We start from the raw sequence: 696 nt of genomic DNA, 5'->3' as shown, positions 1-696 counted from the left end.
TATCCGCGCCGGCATCACCCACATTCTAAGGGCTAACTCCACTACCCCAGCCCGAAGCCACCCGGAGGACACTATGTCGAAGTCGGTTCAACTCATCAAAGATCATGACGTTAAATGGATTGATCTGCGCTTCACGGACACCAAAGGCACTCAGCACCACGTGACCATGCCGGCTCGCGACGCGCTGGATGATGCTTTCTTCGAAGAAGGCAAAATGTTCGACGGCTCCTCCATCGCTGGCTGGAAAGGCATCGAAGCCTCCGACATGATCCTGATGCCGGACGACAGCACTGCCGTACTGGACCCGTTCACCGAAGAGCCAACCCTGATCCTGGTCTGCGACGTGATCGAGCCTTCGACCATGCAAGGCTACGACCGCGACCCACGTGCGATCGCCAAGCGTGCCGAGGAATACCTGAAGTCCACCGGTATCGGTGACACCGTATTCGTAGGTCCAGAACCAGAATTCTTCATCTTTGACCAAGTGAAGTTCAAGTCCGACATCTCCGGTTCCATGTTCAAGATCTACTCCGAACAAGGTTCGTGGATGTCCGACCAGGACGTGGAAGGCGGCAACCATGGCCACCGTCCAGGCATCAAAGGTGGTTACTTCCCAGTTCCGCCGTTCGACCACGACCACGAAATCCGTACCTCCATGTGCAACGCCATGGAAGACATGGGCCTGGTCATCGAAGT

Annotated in this window: 1 protein-coding gene; it reads left to right on the top strand. The window is 56.2% G+C overall.

Annotation, left to right across the window (positions count from 1 at the left end; translation table 11 throughout):
* Nucleotides 1-73: 73 nt before the first annotated feature.
* On the top strand, nt 74-696 hold a 623-nt coding region (locus tag CFE47_RS31380; RefSeq protein ID WP_286843083.1), incomplete at its 3' end, for a glutamine synthetase beta-grasp domain-containing protein.

This window comes from Pseudomonas sp. PGPPP1, assembly GCF_002255865.1.
GTDB lineage: Bacteria > Pseudomonadota > Gammaproteobacteria > Pseudomonadales > Pseudomonadaceae > Aquipseudomonas > Aquipseudomonas cremoris.
Note: the sequence above shows the minus strand (reverse complement) of the source record. Positions and strands in the feature narration are given on the sequence as shown.